Genomic DNA, 20,127 nt, shown 5'->3' on the forward strand with positions numbered 1-20,127 from the left:
GGGCTAACACGGTGCGCGTGGGAGGCATAGCCTTACGCTCATCGTGCCGCGAGGGCCGCCATCGCGGCGCTCTCGTCGAGAATCTCGCGATAGCCCAGAGCATTGCGAATGAGCCCCGTCGCAAGAACGAGCGACTGTCGGAAATCAAAATCCGGCAGATCCGGCGCAGGGCCCTCCCGGCCCGCCAGCCGAGACAAGCGCTCGTCCATCGTCGGTGTCGTGCGCTCTCCGACATTGAAGACACCGGCGGCCGCAAGCGGATGGCTGGCGGCCAGAACAATCGCCGCGGCGGCGTTCACGGCATGCGCATGAGTCCAGCGCCAGTTGGGGGCGGCCGCAAAGCCGTAGATGGTCGCGAGGTTCGCATTGTCTTCCGCGCCGTAGAGCTTGGGAAAGCGCAGGATCGCCCATTCGAGCCCGTCCGACGCGCGGACGGCTGCCTCGGCGTGGATCTTCTCGTAATCGTGCGCCCACGGGCCGAGTGAGGCCGCCATTCGGCGGTAAGGGTAAAAGACCGTGCGCAGCGGCGCGTCTTCGCCGAGCGGCGTCGGATCGGGCTCGCCCGGCTCCATTTTCGTCAACCGCCCGTAGGCGCGATAGACGTCCGCGCTGGAGATCACGATCATCCGCCGCGCCCGCCCCCGAAAGGCATCGATAGCCGCTTGCATATCCCGCTCGCCCATCGCCCCCATATGGACGACGACATCCCAGTCTCTGCGGAGCGCCGGTGGGAAAGCGAGAACCGGCCATCCGGCTCGTTCGTCACACACCTGCCGGATTGGTGGCAGCTCCGGCTGGAGCGAGCGGCCACGATGATAGACGGTAACCGTCGCGCCCGCCGCGTGGAACTGCCTCACGGCGTGGGCGCCGGCAAAGCGCGTGCCACCGATCATCAGGACCTTCATCGCGCTCTCCTTCGCCATTCCCTCGAGAGAGTAGGCGACGAAGCGGCACGAAAAAGGCCCGCTCGAAGGCGGGCCCGATCCTGTCCGGCGAGACGATCCGCCTATTCGGCCGCAAGGCGCTTGGGCTGAACCTCGGCCATGTAGTCGGCGACGAGTGTGCGGCTGATGTCGCCCGGGGTGAAGCGGTAGGGCCCGATCTCGGAGACCGGCGTCACCTCCGCCGCCGTGCCGCAGAGGAAGCACTCGGTGAAGCCCTCCATCTCGTCCGGCATGATGGTGCGCACCTGGACCTCGTAGCCGCGGCGCTTCGCGAGTTCGATCACCGTGCGGCGCGTGATGCCGTCGAGGAAGCAATCGGGGTTCGGCGTATGGATCACGCCATCCTTGACGAAGAAGACGTTCGCGCCGGTCGCCTCGGCCACATAGCCTCGCCAGTCGAGCATCAGCGCATCCGCATAACCCTTGGCCTCCGCAGCGTGCTTGGAGATGGTGCAGATCATGTAGAGGCCTGCCGCCTTCGACTTCGAAGGCGCCGTGCGCGGATCGGGCCGCCGGTATTCCGCGAGGTCGAGGCGGATGCCCTTCATCCGCTGCTCGGGGTCGAAATAGCTCGGCCACTGCCAGATCGCGATGGCGACGTTGATGCGATTGGACTGCGCTGAAACGCCCATCATCTCAGAGCCGCGCCAGGCGATCGGACGCACGTAGGCATCGCTGAAACCCTGCCGCTGGAGGAGTTCGTTGCAGGCCGCGTCGATCTCGTCGGCGCTGTAGGGCACCTTGAAGCCGAGGATACGGCCGGATTCGATCAGGCGCTCGGTATGCTCGCGCAGCTTGAAGATTTCGCCGCCATAGGCCCGCTCGCCCTCGAACACGGCGCTCGCATAATGCAGGCCGTGCGTGAGCACGTGAATCTTGGCGTCCTTCCACGGCAGGAACTCGCCGTTGAACCAGATCTGCCCTTCAAGTTGATCGAATGGAACGCTCATCATAGCTCTCCCGCGCCACCCTACGGCGCTTTCTGCGTCCGGCCCGTCGTCGCAAACAAGGTCGTTGATCCGGGTCGGCATCGCCGCCGCCCTCTTTTCCGGGACGGCTTTGCCGGAGCATAGCCCCTTGCGAAGTGCAAGGCGACTGTTCGACCCCGTGCCGAGGGTGTAACAATGGACGGCAAATACGTCAATGGTGCTGACCTATTTCATGGATGCTCCCCTGCCAGAGACCGATGCGCGTGAATTCGAAGAGGGCTCCATCGCCTTCGAGCCCCTGGAAACGCGCGGGGAGGTCGACTTCCGGCTGATCGAGCTGTTCTTCTTCGCCTATCGCGAGTTCACGGCCGATGCCGATGAGATTCTCGCGCGCTACGGCTTCGGGCGCGCCCACCACCGCATCCTGCATTTCGTGAATCGCGATCCGGGCATGACGATCGCCGCGATCCTCGACCTCCTGCAGATCACCAAGCAGTCGCTCTCGCGTGTCTTGCGCCAGCTCGTCGACGATGGCTTCATCGTGCTTCTGCCGGGCGACGATGACCGGCGCCAGCGTCGCCTCTACCCAACGGCCAAAGGGCGCGAGCTGACGCTGGAACTCTCGCGGGCGCAGGCCCGACGCATCGACGCCGCGCTCGCCCATTCCGGCGGTGAAGACGCCCCCTGGGTCGGCGACTTCCTCTTCGAGATGGGCTGCGACCGGTTGACGACGCGCGACTGGTTCGCCCGCAAGGGCATCGTGAAGGAGGACACGCGGTGAGCGCGCACACCCCGAGCGCAGAAGGCGAAGCGACGCCGATCGATACGGCACCGGCCGCGATCGGCGACGACGCGCCACATCTCCTGGTGGTGGACGACGATCGGCGCATCCGCAGCCTCCTGTCCCGCTTCCTTTCGGAGCGGCAGTTCCGTGTCTCGACCGCGGCCGACGCCGCGGAGGCGCGACGCATTCTCGCCGGGCTCGATTTCGACCTCATGGTGGTCGACGTGATGATGCCGGGTGAAAGCGGCCTCGAACTCGTGCGCTCCTTCTCACCGACGCGCGACACGCCGATCCTGATGCTGACGGCACGCTCGGAAATCGACGACCGCATCGAGGGTCTCGAGGCGGGAGCCGACGACTATCTCGCCAAGCCCTTCGACCCGCGCGAGCTTCTCCTGCGCGTCAACGCCATCCTGCGGCGCGGGGCGCCGGCGACCACACCGAAAGTGGAAACGGTGCGCTTCGGCCCCTTCACATTCTCGCTCTCGCGGCGCGAGCTGAAGCGCGGCGGCGAGGTGATCCGCCTGACGGACCGCGAGCAGGAAATCCTCTCCCAGTTCGCCGCTCGCGCCGGCGAGACGATCCAGCGCCAGGATCTCATCGGCTCGGAGGTCGATGTCGGCGAACGCACGGTGGACGTCCAGATCAACCGCCTGCGCCGGAAGGTCGAGAGCGACCCGGCCAACCCGCTCTGGCTGCAGACGGTGCGCGGCATCGGCTACCGCCTGAACGTCGACTGATGACCCTGATCGAGCGGGTCTGGCGCCCGACGCGGCGCGGTTGGAAGAAACTCGGCGCGAAGCTGCCCTTCCGCCTGCCCCGCCGCGTGCACTTTCCGAACTGGCTGGCGAAGTTCGCCCCGACCGGTCTCTACGGACGCTCGCTCATCATCATCATCACGCCGATGGTGCTTCTCCAGGTCATCGTCTCAGTCGTCTTCATGGAGCGCCACTGGGCGACGGTGACGCAGCGCCTCTCGACGGCCGTCGTGCGCGACATCGCCTCGATCATCGACGTGATCGAGAGCTACCCCCAGGACGCCGACTATTCGACGATCACGCGGATCGCGCGCGAGACGCTGGACCTCAACATCTCCGTCCTGCCGGCAGAGCCGCTGCCAGCGGCCGCCCCGCGCCCCTTCTTCAACATCCTCGACGGCATCCTGTCGGAGGAGATCACCAACCAGATCGCGCGGCCCTTCTGGATCGACACGGTGGGCGACTCGCGCCTCGTGGAGATCCGCATCCAGCTCGACAATGCGGTCTTGCGCGTCTTTGCCCGGCGCAACTCAGCCTACGCCTCCAACACGCACATCTTCATCGTCTGGATGGTCGGCACCTCGCTGGTGCTGATCCTCATTGCGGTGCTCTTCCTGCGCAACCAGATCCGGCCGATCCAGAAACTCGCGGAAGCCGCCGACGGCTTCGGGCGCGGCCTGCCGATGCCACCGAACTTTCGCGTGCGCGGCGCCTCCGAAGTGCGGCGCGCCTCGCTCGCCTTCATCCAGATGCGCGACCGCATCGAGCGCCAGATCGAGCAGCGCACGCAGATGCTCAACGGCGTCAGCCACGACCTGCGCACCGTCCTCACGCGCTTTCGCCTGCAACTCGCCTTCTTCGCCGAGAGCGAGGACCGGCGCGAGCTGGAAAACGACGTCGACGAAATGCAGCGGATGCTGGAGGGCTATCTCGCCTTCGCCAAGGGCGAAGCCGGCGAGGAGTTCGGCGAACTCGATCTTTCCCGCGTCTTCGCCAAGCTCGAGACGCAGGCACAGATGAAGGGTTGCGCCTTCTCGGCCGACATTCAGGGCGATCCGCGCATCATGGTCCGGCCGGACGGCTTCACCCGGCTGATCAACAATCTCGTCGTCAACGCCATGCGCTACGCCGACTCGGTGCGCGTGACGGCGCGCCACGACGGGCGCTGGCTGACGGTGAGCGTGGAGGACGACGGGCCGGGCATTGCGCCGGAACAACGCGAGGAGGCCTTCAAGCCCTTCGTGCGCCTCGACACGGCCCGCAACATCGACGACGGGGGCACGGGCCTCGGCCTCGCCATCGCCCGCGACATCGCCCGCTCGCACGGCGGGGACGTCCTGCTCTCGGCGTCCGAGCTCGGCGGCCTGCGCGCGATGGTGCGGATACCGGCCTGAAGCGTTTCCGGAAAAGCGATGCGCTCTAGAAGAGCCGGCCGCCGTTCGGGACTGGCATCGACAGGGCGCCGAGGACGACGTTCCCGGCTTCGTCGGGGAAGCCGAGGGTCAGCACTTCGGAACGCATCGGACCGATCTGGCGCGGCGGAAAATTGACCACCGCCATTACCTGACGGCCCACGAGCTCATCCAGCGAATGCCGCACGGTGATCTGCGCCGAGGACTTCTTGACGCCGATCTCGGGCCCGAAATCGATCTGCAGCCGGAAGGCCGGCTTGCGCGCTTCGGGAAAGGGTTCGGCCGCGACGATCGTGCCGACGCGGATGTCGACCTTCATGAAGTCGTCGATCGTGATCTGCGGCGCGACCGGTTCCAAGCGCTATCCCTTCGACAGTTCTTCGGCCCGGGCCTTCGCGGCGGCCACGGCACGCTCCATCAATGGCACGAGGCCGCCCTCGCCCATCAGGACGTCCAGCGCGGCCTGCGTCGTCCCGTTGGGCGAGGTCACGTTGCGGCGAAGCTGCGCCGGCTCCTCTTCGGCGCGGATCATCAGTTCACCCGCGCCCGCGACCGTATGGCGCGCAAGACGCATGGCCAACTCGGGCTCAAGCCCGGCCTTCGCACCGGCTTCGGCCAATGCCTCGGCGAGATGGAAGACATAGGCCGGACCGGAACCGGAAACGGCTGTCACCGCGTCGATCTCGCCTTCCGAGCGCACCCACTCCACCGGCCCGCAGGCCGACAGGAGCGCGTCGGCCGTCGCGCGGGCATCCTGCGAAACGCGCTCGTTGGCATAGGCGCCGGTGATGCCCCGCCCGATCAGCGCCGGCGTGTTGGGCATGGCGCGGACGACCGGCCGCTCGCCGACCACCGCTTCGATCGAGGCGATCGTTCGCCCCGCCGCGATCGAGACGACGAGCGTGTCCGGCGTCAGGATCGGAGCCAGCGAGGGCATCGCCGCGTCCATGACCTGCGGCTTGACTGCCAGCACGACGATGTCGGCCGCGGCGCCTTCGGGCGTCGTGACATGCTTCACGCCGGCCGCCAGAAGCGGCTCGGCCGCGGTGCCGGGCCTGGGATCGACGAGAAGGAGGTTGCCCGGCTTCAGGCCGGCGGCAAGCCAGCCCTGCGCCATCGCCGCGCCCATGTTGCCACCGCCGACGAGAACGACGCGGCCCGAGGCGAGGGTGGAGGCGATATCGCCGCTCACGCGCGCCCCACGGTCTCGAAGAGCGAGCAGGCCAGCGCCTCCTGCGCAGAGCGGTTGGCGAAGATCACGAACTGGAAGGCGAGGTGATAGCGCTCACAATGCTCCAGCGCGCAGGACAGAAGTTGCTCGGCCTGCTGGCTGGTCGGCTCGGCCCCGCCGGAGAGGAGAAGCGTGTGGCGGAACATCACCACACCCTCGCTCGGCCACAGGTCGAAATGGCCGATGAGAAGGCCCTCATTGATGCGCGCCAGAAGCCGCAGCACCTCGACCTCGCGATGACCCGGCACCTTCAGATCGAAGGCGCAGGCCAGATGCAGCGCTTCGCACTGCTCCATCCACGAGAAGGAGACCGAGTAATCGGCGTGGAGCCCCTTCACCGAGACGGCGATCTCGTCGTCGCACGAGCGCTCGAACATCCAGTCGCGGGTGGCAGCCACCAGTTCCACGACGTCCACCGGGTTCGACTGCCGCCGGACCTCGGCCTCTGCTGCCAATTGCATTTTCGCTTCACCTTTTGCCGCATCGCGGCGCCCGCGTCCCGTCGCGGGTCCTCGTCCGCGACGGGACGCGGATGGCGTCGGGTCCTCGCCCAAGCCGTCCACCGCTTCCCCGGGGCGACCGGCCGAACGCCGAATCACCCTTTGGAATCAGTGTATCGACCGCGAGTCCTGACACCAGCGGTGAAACGAAATATTAACCGAAGCGCGGCCGACGGCGATCACGAAACGCGCGAATCGCCGACTCTAAGCGACTCACTGCGCTGGGTTTTCGCGCAGCGAACAAGACGGGCGAATGACGCGCAAAACCTGTCGAAAGCCTGTGGAAAACGCCGGGCCGGAACGCTCAGAGCGTCGGCGCGGCCGGGCTTGCCGGCGCACCCGGATCGACGGGCGAGGAATGCGAGCGCCCTTCGAGTTCGGCGATGCGCCTCTTGAGCTCTTCGTTCTCGGCGCGCGCACGGATCGCCATCTCGCGCACCACCTCGAACTCTTCACGCTGAACGAGCTCGAGTTGGTGGATGACGCGCTCGGTCTGCGAGCGGATCGCGGTCTCGACCTCGCGGCGCACCCCCTGCGCGGCGCCGGCCGTGTCGGTGAAGATGCGCGCGAACTCGTCGAGGACGCGGTTCGGGGTGCGGCTGTTGTTCATGGGTCGGGCCTCGGGCTTTCGGGCGAATGGGTTCGACGGTTGAGGTAAGCCCCGCCGAGGCCCTTGGCAATGGCACGGGAGGCGCCACAGGTCTGTCGCTTGACCTCACCGCGGGGCCCGTCCAAAGCTCCGCGCGAACGCAAAAGAGCCGGGTCTGCGCCGATGTCCACCCTCTCCTTCGCCGGCGTCCTCGCCTATCCGGCCATCGACCCGGTGCTCCTCCAGATCGGGCCGCTCGCCATCCGCTGGTACGGCCTCGCCTATGTCGCGGGCATCCTGTGCGGCTGGCTCTATGGGCGCGCGCTCGCCTCCAACGGCAAGCTCTGGCCGGGCGGCGTCTCCCCGATCTCCAAGACCGATGTCGACGACTTCATCGTCTGGATCACCGCCGGCATCGTGCTCGGCGGGCGCATCGGTTCCATCCTCTTCTACGATTTCGACCGCTGGCTCGCCGATCCCCTGTCCCTCTTCCGGCTCTGGGAGGGCGGCATGTCGTTCCACGGCGGGCTGATCGGCGTCACGATCGCGATGCTTCTCTTCGCGCGCAACCGGAAGGTGCCGGCCTTCGGGCTCATCGACATCGTGGCCGCGAGCGTGCCCTTCGGCCTGTTCTTCGGCCGCATCGCCAACTTCATCAACGGCGAGCTCTGGGGCGCGCCGACCTCGGTGCCGTGGGCGATGGTGTTTCCGGGCGCCGGCCCCGAGCCGCGCCATCCGAGCCAGCTTTACGAGGCAGCGCTTGAGGGGATTCTCCTCTTCATCGTGCTTCGCATCTTCACGCACGGCCTGAAATCGCTGCATCGCCCACGCCTGACGGGCGGCGTGTTCATCCTCGGCTACGGGCTGGCGCGCATCTTCGTCGAGTTCTATCGGCTGCCGGACGCCCATATCGGCTATCTCCTCGGCACATCGTGGTTGACGATGGGTATGGTGTTGTCGCTGCCGATGGTTATCGTCGGCCTTTGGGCCGTGACGACCGCACGGCCGACAACGCAGACGCCGAGCCCGAGCGCGGTGAAGGCGGCAGGGGCGCCGGCCTCGGCGTGAGCGCACTCCTCCCGCGCATCGCCGCCGCCATCGCCGGGAGCGGGCCGATGAGTGTGGAGCGGTTCTGGAACATCGCGCTCTTCGACAAGGACGCCGGCTATTACACCACCGGCACGCCGATCGGCGCGGGCGGCGACTTCACCACCGCGCCGGAGATCAGCCAGATGTTCGGCGAACTCGTCGGCGCGTGGCTGGTGGCGGCGTGGCGCGAGGTCGGCTGCCCCTCCCCCTTTCTCCTCGCCGAGTTCGGGCCGGGGCGCGGCACGCTGATGGCCGACATCCTGCGCACGGTCATGCGGCTCGACCTCGACTTCGCCAAGGCCATGCGGGTGCGGCTCGTCGAGACGAGCCCGCGCCTTTCGGCCATGCAGGCCGAGCGGCTCGCGCCCTTCGATCTGCCGCTGCGCCATGTGGAGCGACTGGGCCAGTTGGAACCGCTGCCGCTGCTTCTCGTCGCCAACGAGCTCTTCGACGCGGTCGCCATCCGCCAGTACCGCTTCGACGGCGCGAACTGGCGCGAGCGCCTCGTCGGCCTCGATGCGGACGGCGCGCTCGCTTTCGTGGACGGTCCCGCCTCGCAACCGGTCGGCCTACCGGACAAGGCGCCGACGAAAGGCGCGATCTTCGAAAGCGCGCCCCTGCGCGAAGCGCTCGCCGCCGAGATCGGCTCGCATGTGACAAGCCACGGCGGCGCGGTGCTCGTGTTCGACTACGGCCATGCGCGCTCGGGTTTCGGCGATACGCTCCAGGCCCTGCGCGGTCATGCCTTTGCGCCGGTGCTCGCCGATCCGGGACGACAGGACATCACCAGCCACGTCGACTTCGAGCGCCTCGGCGCGGTGCTCGGCGCGGCCGGCGCGGCCGTCTCGCCGGCCATGGAACAGGGCGCGCTTCTGTTCGCGCTGGGGCTGGCGGAGCGCGCGAAGGCTCTGGCACGCAAGGGTGATCCGGCCAGCGTGGAGGCTGCCGCGCGGCGGCTCGCCGGCACCGGCGCGGGTGAGATGGGCGCCCTCTTCAGGGCCATCGCCTGTGCCTCGCGGCCCCTCGCGCTGCCGCCCTTCGCGGTGGCCACCGCGCTCGATTGACTTCCCCCGGCCCCTCGACCACGATCCGCGCCATGTTCGACAAGCGCCTCGAATCGGCCTCCCATCTGACCCTGCAGGACGTGGTTCGCAGCGATCGCCTGCCCGCCGAAGGCGGTATCGCGCACGCTTTCTTCACCCGCTCGGGCGGCGTCTCGAGCGGCATCTATCGCGGCCTCAATGTCGGCTCCGGCAGCCATGACGAGCCGGAAGCCGTGCGCGAGAACCGCTCTCGCGCGGCGCATTTCCTCGGGCTGACCGCGCCGGACCTCGCGACCCCCTGGCAGATCCATTCGCCGGACGTCGCCGTGATCGACCGTCCCTTCGGCGCCGAGCGGCCCAAGGTCGACGCAGTGGTGACCGCCACGCCCGGTTTCGCGGTCGCCGTCGTCACGGCCGATTGCGGCCCGGTCCTGTTCGCCGACGAAGAGGCTCGCATCGTCGGCGCGGCCCATGCCGGCTGGCGCGGAACGGTCTCCGGGGTCCTTGAAGCCACGATCGAGGCCATGGAAGGCCTCGGCGCAACGCGCGAGCGGATCGTGGCCGTGCTCGGCCCGACGATCATGCAGGCCAATTACGAGGTTTCCGCCGAGATGGCGGACGGCATCGTCGGCGACGACTGCGAGGCCGAGCGCTTCTTTGCGCAGGGCGCAGCGGGCGACAAGCGCCAGTTCGACCTGCCGGGCCTCATCGTCTCGCGCCTTTCGCGCGCCGGCGTTCATGCCAGCTTCGTCGGACGCTGCACTTATGGGGAAGAGGAGCGCTTCTTCTCCTTCCGCCGCACCACCCATCGCGGCGAGACCGACTACGGTCGACAGCTTTCGGCCATCGCCATCACGCACTGACGGCGAGCTGGACAACAACAAAGACAATTCGAGGACGGGACATTGTTGCACTTTGCGCCGGAGGAATTCGCCGGGCGCCTCAGCCGGCTGACGGTCGAGATGACCGAACGCAAGCTGGACGCCATCCTGATCTTCTCGCAGGAATCGATGTACTGGCTGACGGGCTACGACTCGTTCGGCTTCTGCTTCTTCCAGTGTCTGGTGGTGAAGGCGGGCGGCGAGATGCGCCTGCTCACCCGCTCGGCCGATCTGCGCCAGGCGCGCCAGACCTCGAACATCGAGACCATCACGCTCTGGCGCGACCGGGCCGGCGCCAACCCGGCGATCGACCTGCGCGACCTTGCCGACGACATGGGTCTTCTGGGCGCGCGCGTCGGCATCGAATGGGCGACCCACGGGCTGACGGCGGCCAACGGCCAGGCCGTGCAGGAGCGGCTCGGCTCCTTCGCTACCCTCATCGACGCCTCCGACCTCGTGCCGGCGCTCCGCCTCCTGAAGAGCCCCGCCGAGATCGAGTATGTGCGGCAGGCCGCGCGCATGACGGACGACGCCTTCGACGCGATGCTACCGCTCGTGCGGGAGGGCGCCAACGAGGCCGAGCTCCTGCACGCCCTGCAGGGCGAAGTGCTGCGTCAGGGCGGCGACTATCCGGCCAACCCCTTCATCCTCGGCTCCGGCGAAAGCGCGCTCCTGTGTCGCTACAAGTCCGGCCGTCGCCAGCTCTCGGCGCAGGACCAGCTTACCGTGGAGTGGGCCGGCGTGAAGGCGCAGTATCACGCGCCGGCCATGCGCACGGTGATCGTCGGCAGGCCCCTGATGCGCCATGAGGAGCTCTTCGCCGCCGCCCGCGAGGCGCTGCTGGCGGTGGAAGACGTGATGCGCCCTGACCACAGTTTCGGCGAAGTCTTCGACGCCCACGCGAGGGTGATGGAAGAGCACAAGCTGGTTCGCCATCGCCTCGCCGCCTGCGGCTATTCGGTCGGCGCGCGCTACGCACCTTCCTGGATGGATCCGCAGATGTTCATGGCGGGCAACGAGGAGCCCATCCTGCCCGGCATGACGCTGTTCGCGCACATGATCATCATGGATTCCGACGAAGGCACCGCGATGACGCTCGGGCGGACTTATCTGACCACCACGGGCGCACCCGAACCGCTTTCGCGCCTGCCGCTGGAACTCTCCGTCGTCGAGTGATGCGCTGCGGTCCTTTGACTCTCCGGGCGATCTTGCTAAGAGCCGCGCCATAGGCGGCCGCGACGGGCCACGCCGCCTTCTTGCGCAAGACGGCGGCGGGACAGCGGAAACATGAAACTCTTCTTCGGGAACTCCAACCGCGTTCTTGCCGAAGCCATCGGCAAGTATCTGGAGCTCCCGCTCGGTCGCGCCTCGGTCCGTCGCTTCGCCGACGAGGAGATTTTCGTAGAAATCCAGGAGAACGTTCGCGGCGAGGACGTCTTCATCGTGCAGTCCACCGCTTATCCGGCGAACGATCATCTGATGGAACTCCTGATCATGATCGACGCGATGCGCCGCGCGTCGGCGCGCCGCATCACCGCGGTCCTTCCCTATTTCGGCTATGCCCGGCAGGACCGGAAGGCCGGCGGGCGCACGCCCATCTCCGCCAAGCTGGTCGCCAACCTCATCACCGAGGCCGGTGCCGACCGCGTCATGACCCTCGATCTGCACGCCGGCCAGATCCAGGGCTTCTTCGACATCCCGACCGACAACCTTTTTGCCGTGCCGCTGCTCGCGCGCGACATCAAGGAGCATGTCGACCTCGACAACTGCATGGTCGTCTCGCCCGATGTCGGCGGCGTCGTGCGCGCTCGCTCACTCGCCAAACGGCTCGACGCGCCGCTCGCCATCGTCGACAAGCGCCGCGAGAAGCCGGGCGAGTCCGAGGTGATGAACATCATCGGCGAAGTCGACGGGCGGCATTGCATCCTCGTCGACGACATCATCGATTCCGGCGGCACACTCTGCAACGCGGCCGACGCGCTGATGAACCACGGCGCAGCCAGCGTGCGCGCCTACATCACGCATGGCGTCCTGTCCGGCGGCGCGGTGGCACGCATCGAGTCGTCGCGCCTCGAGGAGCTCGTCATCACCGATTCCATCCAGCCGCCGAAGGCCGTCCGCGAGGCGAGGAACATCCGTGTCGTGACCACCGCCAACCTTCTCGGCGAGGCGATCCAGCGCACGGCTTCCGAGGAATCGGTATCCTCGCTCTTCGACTGACCCGCCTTCGAGACCGCCGCCTCTTGGTGGCCGCCCGCCGCTCACCTACATCACACTCCCGGACGATGGGAGAATTCACGATGCGCGCACGGTTCGCGGCCTTTACGCTCGTGCTGGCCACACTGGCCGGATGCACGACGATGACTCCTGCCGAGCGACGCGCGGCCGACGAGGCGAGCTGCCGCGACTACGGCTTCCGCAACGGCACGGACGCCTTCGCCGAATGCCTCCAGCGGATCGACCTCTCGCGCGAGGCCGATCGCCGCGCCTGGCGCAACAACGATCCGTTCTACGGCCGCCCGTCCGTCGTCTACAGCCCTGTCATCGTGCGTTGAGGCTTCGACCCGCCCTTTCGATATCGTCCGGCAGATCGTTACCGCCCTCTTCCGGGTCCGGATCGATGGGCGGCAAGTCAGGGTCGGGCGGCTCGCGCACGGTGTCGTCCCCCACATGATCCGGGTCGGGCAGCGAGTCCGGCGGCGGCGGGGTGCCCTTGCCGGGGTCGATGATGTTCGGCTCGATGTTCGACACGACGTCTCTCCTTTCCGGCTGCATGTCCCGAAGCAATGAGGTCGCACCCGGCTGCGTTCCGCCGCGCCAGGATGTTCCGCGAACTTGCCCCGTCGACGCACGCGCGCTATAGGCACGCATCCCGCGCGGACACCCTTGGAGGCAGCGCGGGGGGGAAGCGGCTCCTCACGGGCCGCTTTTCGTCGTTCCGGCCTTGGCCGGCTCGACCACCTCTGATCAATAAGGACAAACCCATGAGCGAGAGCTACACGGTCAAGGCCGAAGCGCGCGAGAAGGTCGGCAAGGGGGCCGCCAGACATCTCCGCCGTAACGGCATGGTGCCCGCAGTCATCTACGGCGACAAGCAGGAGCCCCTGCCGATCGCCGTCCCCTACAAGGAAACCTTCCTGCGTCTGCACGCCGGCGGCTTCCTGACCACGATCGCCACCATCGAGGTGGGCGGTAAGAGCATCCGCGTGCTGCCGAAGGACTACCAGCTGGACGTCGTCAAGGACACGCTGGCTCATGTCGACTTCCTGCGCGTCTCGAAGAACACCATCGTGACGGTGAACATCCCCGTCCACTTCGAGAACGAGGACGCGGCGCCCGGCATCAAGGCCAATGACGGCTCGCTCAATATCGTGCTGCACGAAATCGAAGTGAACTGCCCGGCAGAGCAGATCCCCGAGGCATTCACCGTCGACCTGACGGGCCTCGAGATCGGCGACGCGGTCCATGTCTCGGCGCTGAAGCTGCCGACGGGCGTGACACTGACCTCCGACGAGGACTTCACCATCGCGACGATCGTGCCGCCGATGGCCGAGGAAGTCGACGAGGGCGAGGACGAGGCACCTCAGACCGAGGTGATCGGCGAGGATGCCGAGGCCGCCGAGGGCGAGGCGTCCGGAGAGGACAAGTAATCGGGCCGGGGGCGGCGACGCCCGTCCCCGCTGCCGCGAATACGAAGGAGGTCGGGACATGCTGCTCTTCGTCGGGCTCGGCAATCCCGGCCCCCAATATGCCGGAAACCGGCACAATGTCGGCTTCATGGCGCTCGACGAGATCCACCGCGATCCGTCCTTCTCGCCATGGTCGAAGAAATTCCAGGGCGAGATCTCCGAAGGTCGGATCGACGGCGGCAAGGTTCTGCTTCTCAAGCCCCAGACCTTCATGAACGAGAGCGGCCGTTCGGTGCTGGCTGCCGCGTCCTTCTACAAGATCGCCCCCGCCGGCATCGTCGTCTTCCACGACGAGCTCGACCTGCCGCCGGGCAAGGTGCGGGTGAAGACCGGGGGCGGGCACGGCGGCCACAACGGCCTGCGCTCCATAGATGCCCATCTGGGCAAGGACTATCGACGCGTGCGGATCGGCATCGGCCATCCGGGCGACAAGGACCGCGTCTCCCCTTACGTCCTTTCGGACTTCGCCAAGGCGGACGCGACGTGGCTCGACCCGCTGATCGAGGCGATGGCGCGGGATGCAAGCCTGCTGGCCAAGGGCGAGGACGCCCGGTTCATGAACCGCCTCGCGCAGACGACAGGCTCCGACGAGCCCGCCTCGGCACGCGGGGCCGCAAAACCCAAGGGCCAGAGCCATATCCGCCAGGCGCGACCGAAGATCGGCACCGGGTCGGGCACGGGCGCCGTGCCGCCGGGCGAGCCGCTCGCGGCCATGCTCGGCAAACTGTTCGGAAACAAGGACTGAAGCGGGTTCTCATCCTGCACGCCGGGGGCCGGATCGCCCGCGCGCAGACAGCCTCGCTCGCATAAGGCAAGGAACGAGACACATGGGCTTTCGCTGCGGCATCGTCGGACTTCCCAATGTCGGCAAGTCGACGCTCTTCAACGCGCTGACCAAGACCGCCGCGGCGCAGGCCGCGAACTACCCGTTCTGCACGATCGAGCCGAACACGGGCGATGTCGGCGTGCCGGACCCGCGCCTGAAGGACATATCGAAGGTCGCCAAGTCGGCGAACGTCATCCCGACGCGCATCACCTTTGTCGACATCGCGGGCCTCGTGCGTGGCGCCTCCAAGGGCGAAGGCCTGGGGAACCAGTTCCTCGCCAACATCCGCGAGGTGGACGCAATCGTCCATGTGCTGCGCTGTTTCGAGGACGACGACATCACCCATGTCGAGGGGCGCATCGACCCGGTGGCGGACGCCGAGACCGTCGAAACCGAGCTGATGCTGTCGGACCTCGAAAGCCTCGAGCGCCGTGTCGTCGGAACCCGCAAGAAGGCGCAGGGCAAGGACAAGGAGGCGATCGCGCAGCTTCCGATCATGGAGGCCGCGCTCACCAAGCTGAACGACGGTCAGCCTGTGCGCACGCTCCTCAAGGATCTCGACGTCGAGGAAACACGCGAGTTGCGCGGGCTGAACCTGCTCACCTCCAAGCCCGTCCTCTACGTGTGTAACGTCGCCGAAGCCGATGCGGCGGAGGGCAATGCGCATTCGCAGGCCGTCGCCGCGATGGCAGAGCGGCAGGGCGCGAAGACCGTCGTGATCTCCGCCGCCATCGAGGCCGAGATCGCGCAGCTCCCGGAAGACGAGGTCGGTGACTATCTGGATGCGATGGGCCTCGCCGAGCCCGGCCTCGACCGGCTCATCCGTGCCGGCTACGAGCTCCTGAACCTCATCACTTACTTCACCGCCGGCCCGAAGGAGACGCGCGCCTGGACGGTTCGTCGCGGCTCGAAAGCTCCGCAGGCGGCGGGCGTGATCCACACCGATTTCGAGAAGGGCTTCATCCGCGCCCAGACGATCGGCTACTCGGACTATGTCGGGCTCGGCGGCGAAGTGGCGGCCAAGGAGGCCGGCAAGGCGCGCGACGAGGGCAAGGAGTATGTCGTGCAGGACGGCGACGTGATGCTCTTCAAGTTCAACGTCTGACGAGACGGGCGCGGTTGACGGAGGGCGGGCCGCGCCGCAGCATCTTTCTCACCGCTTCGGCCATGTATCCACCGCGCTTCGCGCGAGGACGACGTCCTTTGTCCTTTCGGCAGGCTCATCCTCGGCCGCCAGGCCGGCGATCCATGCTCCGTACCTCTGCCGGTCCGGCACGCGGAGGTCGATGCGAAGCGCCGTTTCCCGCATTGCACGCCTTGGCCGCGCCGCAGCACTCCCTGTAGGATCGGCGACGACGCCGACGCGAAGGGAGGGCCAGCGATGCGCATGTTCGAAGACCTGCCGGTGGGGGAGCGCCTGCCGCTCGCTCCCTACCATGTGAGCCGTGAGGAGATCGTCGAATTCGCCACGGAGTTCGACCCCCAGCCCTTCCATCTGGATGACGCAGCCGGCGAGGCGAGCCTTCTCGGCGGACTCGCCGCCTCCGGCTGGCACACCTGCGCGATGATGATGAAGATGGCCTTCGACGGGCATCTGAAGGACATCGCCTCGCAAGGCTCACCCGGCGCCGAGCATGTGCGGTGGATGCGCCCGGTGCGCCCCGGCGAAACGCTCGGCGGCCATGCCGGCGTGACGGCCGCGCGCCGCTCGGCGTCCCGGCCACATCTCGGCCTCGTGACCTTCGACACCGACGTCACCGACAGCGCGGGGCAGACGGTTCTTTCCGCACGCTACACGGTGATGGTGCGCGCCGGCGCGGAGGCCGCCCGTTGAGCTATTGGGACACGCTGGAGATCGGCAGGGTACAGGAGCTCGGCAGCCACACCTTCGAGAAGGACGAGATCGTGCGCTTCGCGCGCAAATACGATCCGCAGCCCTTCCATCTCGACGAAGAGGCCGCACATGCCTCCACTCTCGGCGGCCTGTGCGCCTCCGGCTGGCACATCACGGCCGCGATGATGCGTCTTCTCGTCGACTTCCGGCGCGCCGAAGTCGCTGCGCACATCGCCGCAGGCAATCCCGCTCCCCTCCTCGGCCCCTCCCCCGGCGTGACGAACATACGCTGGCTGAAGCCGGTCTTCGCCGGAGATACACTGACCTACCGCGCGACCGTCACAGGCAAGCGCGCCTCGAAGTCGAAGGTCGGCTGGGGCGTGGTGGAGAGCCACACGACGGCGACCAACGGCGCGGGGACGGAGGTGTTCTCGCTGGATGCGGCGGCCTTCGTGGGAACGGACTGACCCGCATCTGTGCAAAACAGAAAGGGACCCTCGCGGGCCCCTCTCTGCTTTGCAGGCGGATGATCCTGCGCGATCAGTGCGGAGTGTTCGCCCAGACCTTGCGCTTCACGCCGTAGACCATCGCACCGAAGATCACGAGGAACAGAAGCACGACGAACCCCGTCGATTTGCGCTCCACGAGATGCGGTTCGGCCGTCCACATCAGGAAAGCGGAGATATCGCGCGAATACTGCTCGAGCGTCTCGGGCGCACCGTCGTCGTAGGTGACCTGACCGTCCTGGATCGGCTGCGCCATCGCCAGTGCCACGCCGCCCACGAAGTACGGGTTGAAATGCGTACCCGGCTGGATCTCGACGTAGGACGGCGGCTCTTGGCCATAGCCCGTCAGAAGGGCGTGGATGTAATCCGGGCCCGATTCGGCATACTGCGTGAACAGGTCGAAGACGAAGGTCGGAAAGCCGCGCTCGGTGGCACGGGCCTTTGCCATCAGGGAGAGGTCCGGCGGATATGCCCCGCCGTTCGAAGCGGCCGCCTGCTCCGGATTGGCATAGGGGTTCGGGAAGCGATCGGACGGGATGCCCGGACGCTCGAACATCTCGCCCTCGGCGTTCGGGAGGGGGTCCTGGATCTGGTACTCGGCGGCGAGCGCACGGACCTGCGCGTCGGAATAGCCGAGCGCCTCCAGGTTGCGGAACGAGACGAGCTCGAGCGAGTGACAGGCCGAGCAGACCTCGCGGTAGATCTTGAGGCCGCGCTGGAGCTGGCCGAGATCCCATGTGCCGAAGGGACCGGCGAAGCTCCAGGAAAGCTCCTCGGGCTTGATCATCGGATAGTGCGGGGTGCCGTGCTCTTCTTCCTCGTCGTTGGCGTGAGCATCGGCGCCCGCCACCGCCTCTTCGGTTCCGCCGCTTGCCTGCGGCGCCTCGCCGGGAGCGGCACCCTCGACGGTGCCGTCGGCGTCGGCGCCCGCGGGCGTCCCGTCCGCGTCTTGCGCGTCGGCCGGCTCGCCGGCCTGCTGCTCACGTGCCTCTTCGGCCTCCGCCGCGGCGTCAGCCCCATCGGCCGGGGTCGCATCCGGGCCTTCGGCCGGGGTCTGTGCCGGAGCCTGAGGAGCGGCTTCGGCGGGAGCTGGAGCGCTCTCGCCGGCAGCCGGAGCGCCGTCCTGCGGCGCAGGTGCCTGCGCCAGTGCCGGACCGGCTGCGACCAGAACCCCCGCCGTCATCCAGGCCGTCAGAAGCTTCTTCATTGCGAAATCCTTCGAGCGCTTCATCAGGCCTGATGCTCCCCGCCTGCGGGCGCCGGCTTGGCCTTGGCCGCATTCTTGGCAAGGACAGCCTCGGTGATCGAGTTCGGCAGCTTCTTCGGCGTCTCGATCAGTCCGAGCACCGGCAGGACGATCAGGAAGTGGCCGAAATAGTAGATCGTGCCGATGAGCGAGAGCAGCGGGTAGATTCCCTCCGCCGGCCGCGAGCCGAGCCAGCCGAGGAACACCGCATTGATCGCGAAGATCCAGAAGAAGACGCGGTAGATCGGGCGGTAGGAGGTGGACTTGACGCGCGAGGTGTCGAGCCACGGCACGAAGAACAGGATGATGATCGATCCGAACATCACCAGGACGCCGCCGAGCTGCGCGTCGATCGGGCCGATCGGGAAGGTGATGGCGCGCAGCATGGCGTAGAACGGCAGGAAGTACCATTCGGGCACGATGTGCGAGGGCGTCACCAGCGAGTTGGCCGGAATATAGTTGTCCGGGTGACCGAGGTAGTTCGGCATGTAGAAGACGAAATAGGCGAACACCGCGAGGAACACGATCATCGCGAAGCCGTCCTTCACCGTCGCGTGCGGGGTGAAGGGAACGGTGTCCTCCTCGCTCTTCACGTCGACGCCCGTGGGGTTCGTCTGGCCGGTGACGTGCAGCGCCCAGACGTGCAGAACCACGAGGCCAGCGATCATGAAGGGCAGGAGGTAGTGCAGCGAGAAGAAGCGGTTGAGCGTGGCGTTGTCGACCGAGAAGCCGCCGAGCAGCAGCGTCTGGATCGGCTCGCCGACGATCGGGAAGGCGGTGAAGAACGAGGTGATGACGGTGGCGCCCCAGAAGGACATCTGGCCCCATGGGAGGACGTAGCCCATGAAGGCGGTTGCCATCATCAGAAGGAAGATCACGACGCCGAGGATCCACAGGATCTCGCGAGGCGCCTTGTAGGAGCCGTAGTAGAGACCGCGGAAGATATGGAGATAGACGGCGATGAAGAAGAACGAGGCGCCGTTGGAGTGCATGTAGCGCAGCATCCAGCCCCAGTTCACGTCGCGCATGATGCGCTCGACCGAGCCGAAGGCGACCTCGGTGTTGGCCGCGTAGTGCATGGCCAGGACGACGCCGGTGAGGATCTGGATAACGAGGAAGACCGCCAGAATGCCGCCGAACGTGTAGGCGTAGTTCAGATTGCGCGGAACCGGATAGGCGACGAACGAATCGTAGACGAGACGCGGCAGCGGAAGGCGGGCGTCAACCCAGCGCTCGATGCCGGTGGAGGGAACGTAAGTCGAATGACCACTCATAGGTATGCGGCGCCCCCTCAGCCGATGCGAACGGTTGTTTCGGAGATGAATTCGAAGATCGGAACGTCGAGGTTCCGCGGTGCCGGCCCCTGCCGGATGCGCCCCGCCGTGTCGTAGTGCGATCCGTGGCACGGGCAGAACCAGCCATTGTAGTCACCGGCCTGGCCGAGCGGCACGCAGCCCAGATGCGTACACACGCCGAGCATGACCAGCCACTGCTCCTGCCCCTCGGCGGCGCGGTTCTGGTCCGTGGCCGGCGCGTCGGCCGGCAGGTTTTCGTTGCGCGCGATCGGATCGGGGAGCGTGGCCGGATCGACCTCCTGCCCCGCCTCGATTTCGGCGGCGGTGCGATGGCGCACGAAGACCGGGCGACCGCGCCAGCGCGCGGTGATCGACTGACCCTCGGCGATCTGGCTGACGTCGACGTCCACCTGAGCAAGCGCGAGCGTACCGGCGTCGGGGTTCATCTGGTCGATGAAGGGCCATACGGCCGCCGCCGCGCCGACCGCTCCTGCCGCGCCGGTGGCGATGTAAAGGAAGTCCCGGCGGGTGGGCTCGGCGGAATCGTTGGCGCTCACGGGAATCGACACTC

24 protein-coding genes are annotated in these 20,127 nt (G+C 67.2%); 14 read left to right on the forward strand and 10 right to left on the reverse strand.

Translation table 11 applies throughout. The features are described 5' to 3' along the window. Window positions 1–38 precede the first annotated feature (38 nt). Together H1343_RS14205 and H1343_RS14210 are read right to left on the reverse strand one after the other, a co-directional pair. On the reverse strand, window positions 39–905 hold the full coding sequence (locus H1343_RS14205) for a Rossmann-fold NAD(P)-binding domain-containing protein (RefSeq protein WP_185983502.1): 867 nt from the start codon (window positions 903–905) through the stop codon (window positions 39–41). A 101-nt stretch (window positions 906–1,006) separates the two neighbouring features. Further along, on the reverse strand, window positions 1,007–1,897 hold the full coding sequence (locus tag H1343_RS14210; protein ID WP_185983503.1) for a branched-chain amino acid aminotransferase: 891 nt from the start codon (window positions 1,895–1,897) through the stop codon (window positions 1,007–1,009). 190 nt (window positions 1,898–2,087) lie between these two features. Here H1343_RS14210 and H1343_RS14215 point away from each other — a divergent pair, with 190 nt between their 5' ends. Genes H1343_RS14215 through H1343_RS14225 form a run of 3 tightly spaced genes read left to right on the forward strand, consistent with a single transcriptional unit; the run spans window position 2,088 to window position 4,809 of the window. Beyond that, window positions 2,088–2,654, forward strand: a complete 567-nt coding sequence (locus tag H1343_RS14215) for a MarR family winged helix-turn-helix transcriptional regulator (protein ID WP_246333109.1) — start codon at window positions 2,088–2,090, stop codon at window positions 2,652–2,654. A gap of 38 nt (window positions 2,655–2,692) precedes the next feature. Further along, window positions 2,693–3,397 carry a response regulator gene (locus tag H1343_RS14220; protein WP_185985683.1) on the forward strand — a complete coding sequence of 235 codons (705 nt, stop codon included), beginning with the start codon at window positions 2,693–2,695 and terminating at the stop codon, window positions 3,395–3,397. Further along, window positions 3,397–4,809: an ATP-binding protein gene (locus H1343_RS14225; protein WP_185983504.1), complete on the forward strand. Its 1,413-nt coding sequence runs from the start codon at window positions 3,397–3,399 to the stop codon at window positions 4,807–4,809. The genes H1343_RS14220 and H1343_RS14225 overlap by 1 nt, the downstream gene beginning before the upstream one ends. Before the next feature lie 25 nt (window positions 4,810–4,834). On the opposite strand, the gene H1343_RS14230 is transcribed toward H1343_RS14225, so the two are convergent. The 4 genes from H1343_RS14230 to H1343_RS14245 all read right to left on the reverse strand — a co-directional run bounded on the left by H1343_RS14230 (window position 4,835) and on the right by H1343_RS14245 (window position 7,168). Then, entirely contained in the window at window positions 4,835–5,146 is a 312-nt protein-coding gene (locus H1343_RS14230) for a tRNA-binding protein (protein WP_185985684.1), read from the reverse strand. 42 nt (window positions 5,147–5,188) lie between these two features. Further along, the gene (gene proC, locus H1343_RS14235) at window positions 5,189–5,956 is read right to left on the reverse strand and encodes a pyrroline-5-carboxylate reductase (protein ID WP_246333627.1); all 768 of its coding nucleotides are present in this window, start codon (window positions 5,954–5,956) and stop codon (window positions 5,189–5,191) included. Between the two features lie 59 nt (window positions 5,957–6,015). Further along, window positions 6,016–6,519 carry a type III secretion system chaperone family protein gene (locus H1343_RS14240; RefSeq protein WP_185983505.1) on the reverse strand — a complete coding sequence of 168 codons (504 nt, stop codon included), beginning with the start codon at window positions 6,517–6,519 and terminating at the stop codon, window positions 6,016–6,018. Between the two features lie 343 nt (window positions 6,520–6,862). Further along, on the reverse strand, window positions 6,863–7,168 hold the full coding sequence (locus H1343_RS14245) for an accessory factor UbiK family protein (protein WP_185983506.1): 306 nt from the start codon (window positions 7,166–7,168) through the stop codon (window positions 6,863–6,865). A 162-nt stretch (window positions 7,169–7,330) separates the two neighbouring features. On the opposite strand from H1343_RS14245, the gene lgt reads away from it, so the two are divergent. The 6 genes from lgt (at window position 7,331) to H1343_RS14275 (ending at window position 12,715) form a co-directional block, all read left to right on the forward strand. Further along, window positions 7,331–8,215: a prolipoprotein diacylglyceryl transferase gene (gene lgt / locus H1343_RS14250; protein WP_185983507.1), complete on the forward strand. Its 885-nt coding sequence runs from the start codon at window positions 7,331–7,333 to the stop codon at window positions 8,213–8,215. Further along, window positions 8,212–9,300, forward strand: coding sequence for a class I SAM-dependent methyltransferase (locus H1343_RS14255; protein ID WP_246333118.1), 1,089 nt, complete (start codon window positions 8,212–8,214; stop codon window positions 9,298–9,300). The genes lgt and H1343_RS14255 overlap by 4 nt, the downstream gene beginning before the upstream one ends. A 32-nt stretch (window positions 9,301–9,332) precedes the next feature. Then, entirely contained in the window at window positions 9,333–10,142 is an 810-nt protein-coding gene (pgeF, locus tag H1343_RS14260) for a peptidoglycan editing factor PgeF (protein ID WP_185983508.1), read from the forward strand. A 42-nt stretch (window positions 10,143–10,184) separates the two neighbouring features. Continuing rightward, window positions 10,185–11,336, forward strand: a complete 1,152-nt coding sequence (locus H1343_RS14265; protein WP_185983509.1) for a M24 family metallopeptidase — start codon at window positions 10,185–10,187, stop codon at window positions 11,334–11,336. Window positions 11,337–11,447: 111 nt separating this feature from the next. Further along, on the forward strand, window positions 11,448–12,380 hold the full coding sequence (locus tag H1343_RS14270; protein WP_185983510.1) for a ribose-phosphate pyrophosphokinase: 933 nt from the start codon (window positions 11,448–11,450) through the stop codon (window positions 12,378–12,380). Between the two features lie 80 nt (window positions 12,381–12,460). Continuing rightward, the gene (locus H1343_RS14275) at window positions 12,461–12,715 is read left to right on the forward strand and encodes a hypothetical protein (RefSeq protein WP_185983511.1); all 255 of its coding nucleotides are present in this window, start codon (window positions 12,461–12,463) and stop codon (window positions 12,713–12,715) included. Here the strand turns inward: H1343_RS14275 and H1343_RS14280 are convergent. Further along, the gene (locus H1343_RS14280; protein WP_185983512.1) at window positions 12,702–12,911 is read right to left on the reverse strand and encodes a hypothetical protein; all 210 of its coding nucleotides are present in this window, start codon (window positions 12,909–12,911) and stop codon (window positions 12,702–12,704) included. The two genes, H1343_RS14275 and H1343_RS14280, sit on opposite strands and share 14 nt — an antisense overlap. 233 nt (window positions 12,912–13,144) lie before the next feature. Here H1343_RS14280 and H1343_RS14285 point away from each other — a divergent pair, with 233 nt between their 5' ends. From H1343_RS14285 to H1343_RS14305, 5 genes are all read left to right on the forward strand, one after another. Further along, window positions 13,145–13,810, forward strand: coding sequence for a 50S ribosomal protein L25/general stress protein Ctc (locus H1343_RS14285; protein WP_185983513.1), 666 nt, complete (start codon window positions 13,145–13,147; stop codon window positions 13,808–13,810). A 58-nt stretch (window positions 13,811–13,868) separates the two neighbouring features. Further along, window positions 13,869–14,594 (forward strand): aminoacyl-tRNA hydrolase, encoded by a 726-nt coding sequence (pth, locus tag H1343_RS14290; protein ID WP_185983514.1) that lies wholly within the window; start codon window positions 13,869–13,871, stop codon window positions 14,592–14,594. 82 nt (window positions 14,595–14,676) lie between these two features. Next, window positions 14,677–15,780, forward strand: coding sequence for a redox-regulated ATPase YchF (gene ychF / locus H1343_RS14295; protein WP_185983515.1), 1,104 nt, complete (start codon window positions 14,677–14,679; stop codon window positions 15,778–15,780). 276 nt (window positions 15,781–16,056) lie between these two features. After that, the gene (locus tag H1343_RS14300) at window positions 16,057–16,509 is read left to right on the forward strand and encodes a MaoC family dehydratase (RefSeq protein WP_185983516.1); all 453 of its coding nucleotides are present in this window, start codon (window positions 16,057–16,059) and stop codon (window positions 16,507–16,509) included. Beyond that, on the forward strand, window positions 16,506–16,976 hold the full coding sequence (locus H1343_RS14305; protein WP_185983517.1) for a MaoC family dehydratase: 471 nt from the start codon (window positions 16,506–16,508) through the stop codon (window positions 16,974–16,976). The genes H1343_RS14300 and H1343_RS14305 overlap by 4 nt, the downstream gene beginning before the upstream one ends. A gap of 73 nt (window positions 16,977–17,049) precedes the next feature. Here H1343_RS14305 and H1343_RS14310 read toward each other — a convergent pair whose 3' ends face one another. The 3 genes from H1343_RS14310 to petA form a co-directional block, all read right to left on the reverse strand. Then, complete coding sequence (locus tag H1343_RS14310) at window positions 17,050–17,865, reverse strand: cytochrome c1 (RefSeq protein WP_246333629.1); 816 nt, start codon at window positions 17,863–17,865, stop codon at window positions 17,050–17,052. A 380-nt stretch (window positions 17,866–18,245) separates the two neighbouring features. Next, window positions 18,246–19,535: a cytochrome b gene (locus tag H1343_RS14315; protein ID WP_185983518.1), complete on the reverse strand. Its 1,290-nt coding sequence runs from the start codon at window positions 19,533–19,535 to the stop codon at window positions 18,246–18,248. Between the two features lie 17 nt (window positions 19,536–19,552). Then, a complete protein-coding gene (gene petA, locus H1343_RS14320; protein WP_185983519.1) occupies window positions 19,553–20,113 on the reverse strand; it encodes a ubiquinol-cytochrome c reductase iron-sulfur subunit in 561 nt (186 codons plus the stop codon). Window positions 20,114–20,127: the final 14 nt, after the last annotated feature.

Source organism: Aureimonas mangrovi, assembly GCF_014058705.1.
GTDB lineage: Bacteria > Pseudomonadota > Alphaproteobacteria > Rhizobiales > Rhizobiaceae > Aureimonas > Aureimonas mangrovi.

Coding starts and splice junctions, on each gene's coding strand:
- H1343_RS14205 (WP_185983502.1), bottom strand. CDS start 905: ATGAAGGTCCTGATGATCGGTGGCACGCGCTTTGCCGGCGCCCACGCC.
- H1343_RS14210 (WP_185983503.1), bottom strand. CDS start 1,897: ATGATGAGCGTTCCATTCGATCAACTTGAAGGGCAGATCTGGTTCAAC.
- H1343_RS14215 (WP_246333109.1), top strand. CDS start 2,088: ATGGTGCTGACCTATTTCATGGATGCTCCCCTGCCAGAGACCGATGCG.
- H1343_RS14225 (WP_185983504.1), top strand. CDS start 3,397: ATGACCCTGATCGAGCGGGTCTGGCGCCCGACGCGGCGCGGTTGGAAG.
- H1343_RS14230 (WP_185985684.1), bottom strand. CDS start 5,146: ATGAAGGTCGACATCCGCGTCGGCACGATCGTCGCGGCCGAACCCTTT.
- proC (WP_246333627.1), bottom strand. CDS start 5,956: ATGGGCGCGGCGATGGCGCAGGGCTGGCTTGCCGCCGGCCTGAAGCCG.
- H1343_RS14240 (WP_185983505.1), bottom strand. CDS start 6,519: ATGCAATTGGCAGCAGAGGCCGAGGTCCGGCGGCAGTCGAACCCGGTG.
- H1343_RS14245 (WP_185983506.1), bottom strand. CDS start 7,168: ATGAACAACAGCCGCACCCCGAACCGCGTCCTCGACGAGTTCGCGCGC.
- lgt (WP_185983507.1), top strand. CDS start 7,331: ATGTCCACCCTCTCCTTCGCCGGCGTCCTCGCCTATCCGGCCATCGAC.
- pgeF (WP_185983508.1), top strand. CDS start 9,333: ATGTTCGACAAGCGCCTCGAATCGGCCTCCCATCTGACCCTGCAGGAC.
- H1343_RS14270 (WP_185983510.1), top strand. CDS start 11,448: ATGAAACTCTTCTTCGGGAACTCCAACCGCGTTCTTGCCGAAGCCATC.
- H1343_RS14275 (WP_185983511.1), top strand. CDS start 12,461: ATGCGCGCACGGTTCGCGGCCTTTACGCTCGTGCTGGCCACACTGGCC.
- H1343_RS14285 (WP_185983513.1), top strand. CDS start 13,145: ATGAGCGAGAGCTACACGGTCAAGGCCGAAGCGCGCGAGAAGGTCGGC.
- pth (WP_185983514.1), top strand. CDS start 13,869: ATGCTGCTCTTCGTCGGGCTCGGCAATCCCGGCCCCCAATATGCCGGA.
- ychF (WP_185983515.1), top strand. CDS start 14,677: ATGGGCTTTCGCTGCGGCATCGTCGGACTTCCCAATGTCGGCAAGTCG.
- H1343_RS14300 (WP_185983516.1), top strand. CDS start 16,057: ATGCGCATGTTCGAAGACCTGCCGGTGGGGGAGCGCCTGCCGCTCGCT.
- H1343_RS14315 (WP_185983518.1), bottom strand. CDS start 19,535: ATGAGTGGTCATTCGACTTACGTTCCCTCCACCGGCATCGAGCGCTGG.